Source organism: Hyphomonas sp. (assembly GCF_037969335.1).
Classification (GTDB): Bacteria; Pseudomonadota; Alphaproteobacteria; order Caulobacterales; family Hyphomonadaceae; genus Hyphomonas.
In genome coordinates, this window is sequence record NZ_JBBKXE010000167.1 from 1 (window position 1) to 2,788 (window position 2,788).

The window sequence follows — 2,788 nt, forward strand, 5'->3', positions numbered from 1 at the left end:
GGTGATAGGTGCCCCAGGCGCCGAAGCCCGGCATGCTTATCTGCCGGGCCATATCGAGCAAGCCGGCGGCAAGGGCCGGCGCATATGTCGGACAGCCAATCTGGTCCGATACGACCGAAACCTCTTCACGCGTACTGGCAAGCGACAGCATGGTCCGGACGAAATTGTGCCCGAAGCGGGAGAATATCCAGGACACACGCACGATGAGGTGCCTGTCGAGTTCGTCCGCCACAGCCAGCTCGCCATCCAGCTTGGTCTGGCCATAGGTGCAGATCGGGTTCCTGGCATCATCAGGCCGATAGGCACGCGGCAGATCTCCGTCGAACACACAGTCGGTCGACATGTGGATCAGCGGGACACCTCGCTCCCGGCAGGCAAGTGCCAAGGTGCGCGGCCCGTCGACATTCAGCAAGCGGGCTTCATCCGGTTCTGCCTCGGCCGTGTCGACCAGCGTAAACCCGCCAGCATTGATGACCGATATGGGCGCGTGCTGATCGAGCGCCTGCGCCAGTGAGGCCGGGCTTTTCAGATCGGCGTCCGGTCGACCGAGGCAGACCACACGCGCGCCGCCGACATGCGCCAGCGCCTGCGCCATCTGGCCTGTTCGGCCAATCACGAGAATCGGACCAGAAGCCATCCCTCAGGTTCCGACCTTGCCGAGCCGGTCACCCGCATAGACACGCTCGCGCAGCGGGCGCCACCACGCCTCATTGGCAAGGTACCAGTCGACCGTATCGGCCAAGCCCTGCTCGAAATTGCGCGACGGCGCCCAGCCCAGATCCTTGCGGATCTTGCTGGCGTCGATGGCATAGCGCAGGTCATGGCCGGGCCGGTCGGATACGAACTCTATTTGATCCGTATAGGACCCACTTATCGGCCTGCGCGCATCGAGCAGGCCGCAAACAAGATTGACGATTTCGAGGTTCGTTTTTTCGCTGTCACCGCCAACAGCATAGCTCTCGCCCGGCGCGCCCAGCTCGGCGATCTGCACCAGCGCATCCGCATGGTCTTCGACATGCAGCCAGTCACGCACATTCGATCCGTCGCCATAGATCGGCAACGCCTGCCCCGCGATCGCGTTCAGCACCATCAGGGGGATCAGCTTCTCCGGAAACTGGCGCGGCCCGTAATTGTTCGAGCAATTGGAAACGATCACCGGCAGGCCATAGGTGCGATGCCACGCCTGCGCGAGGTGGTCTGCCCCGGCCTTGGTGGCTGAATAGGGCGAGGACGGATCATAGGGCGTCTCTTCGTCGAAGCGCCCTTCGGCCCCAAGCGAACCGAACACTTCATCCGTCGAGACATGCACGAAGCGGAAGCGATCAGGCCGCGCCCGCTCATAATACGCCCTGGCGGCCTGCAGCATGGCGAACGTACCGACTAGGTTGGTTTTCACGAACGCATCGGCGCCATCAATCGAGCGGTCGACATGGGTTTCGGCGGCAAGATGGAAAATCACATCAGGCGCCTCTGCCCGTGCCAGGTCCAACATGAGAGCGCTGTCGCAGATATCGGCGCGCACCAGGCGGAATCGCGGGTCACGCTCCAGCGGCGCGAGCGAAGCCGGATTGGCCGCATAAGTCATCTTGTCGACCACGGTGACATGGGCATTCGGCGATTGCATCAGGCGGTAGCACAGGGCCGATCCGATGAAGCCCGCGCCGCCGGTAACGAGGTATTTCACCGCCCTGCTCCGATCATGGCTGCCGGGAACGCGCTGGCAATTTTGGAAAGGCGCGGATGTTTCAGGTCGCGCGCGGACAGTGTCAGGTCTGCGGCCGGGAACGGCCAGTCGATTCCGAGCGCCGGGTCGTCATAGGCGATCCCCCGGTCGGCGTCTGGCGCATAATAGGTTGTCACCTTGTAGGAAATCTCGCAGTCGGCCTCCAGCGTACAAAACCCATGCGCAAAGCCCTCAGGCACGAATACCTGCTCGCCGCCGGATGCGGACAGTTCCATGGTGATCGATTGCCCGAATGTCGGCGAGCCTTCACGAATATCGACGACGACATCCAGAATTCGTCCGCGCGTGCAACGCACAAGCTTCGCCTGCGCATGCGGCGGCAGCTGGTAATGCAGGCCGCGCAGCGTGCCCGCAGCGGCAGAGAAGGACGTATTGTCCTGCACAAAGGTGCAATCGATACCTGCCTCCGCGAAGACCCGCGCATTGAATGTTTCGCAGAACCAACCCCGATTGTCGCCAATGCGCGCCGGACGTATGTGGATCACGTCCCTGAGGACCGGGTTGGGCAGGAAATCAGGCTTCATAAGAGCGCTCATCAGCAATTGCAGCAGGCGTCTGCCTTTGGCCGTGGGCTATAGCATGAACCGCTTTACCCGCAACGCGCGAAGGTCACTCAACCGTGACAGATTTGGCGAGGTTGCGGGGCTGGTCGACGTCGGTGCCCTTGGCGACGGCAACGAAATAGGCGAGCAGCTGCATCGGGATCGCGGCGAGGATGGGCATGGCGATCTCGTCGGCGTCCGGCAGGCGGGTGACGTGATCGGCGCGGTTTCCGGCGGCCTTGATGCCCTTGTCGTCTGACACGAGGATGATCCTGCCGCCGCGCGCACGCACTTCTTCCACGTTCGACAGCGTCTTCTCGAACAGGTCGTCATAAGGCGCCACCACGACAATCGGCAGGTCCTGCTCGATCAGGGCAATTGGCCCATGCTTCAACTCGCCAGCCGCATAGCCTTCGGCGTGAATATAGGAGACTTCCTTCAGCTTCAGCGCGCCTTCGAGTGCCCATGGGAAATAGCGGCCCCGACCCAGGAACAGCACGTC

4 protein-coding genes are annotated in these 2,788 nt (G+C 62.4%); all 4 read right to left on the minus strand.

Annotated elements, in window-relative coordinates; translation table 11 throughout:
- Positions 1 to 637: sugar nucleotide-binding protein (locus AADA04_RS12405; protein WP_340693587.1), on the minus strand; the 637-nt coding region annotated here is incomplete at its 3' end.
- Positions 638 to 640: 3 nt separating this feature from the next.
- Positions 641 to 1,684 carry a dTDP-glucose 4,6-dehydratase gene (rfbB, locus tag AADA04_RS12410; RefSeq protein ID WP_340693588.1) on the minus strand — a complete coding sequence of 348 codons (1,044 nt, stop codon included), beginning with the start codon at positions 1,682 to 1,684 and terminating at the stop codon, positions 641 to 643.
- A complete protein-coding gene (rfbC, locus tag AADA04_RS12415) occupies positions 1,681 to 2,268 on the minus strand; it encodes a dTDP-4-dehydrorhamnose 3,5-epimerase (protein ID WP_340693589.1) in 588 nt (195 codons plus the stop codon). The genes rfbB and rfbC overlap by 4 nt, the downstream gene beginning before the upstream one ends.
- Before the next feature lie 85 nt (positions 2,269 to 2,353).
- Positions 2,354 to 2,788 (minus strand): SIS domain-containing protein (locus AADA04_RS12420; protein ID WP_340693590.1); only part of this gene is annotated, 435 nt, incomplete at its 5' end.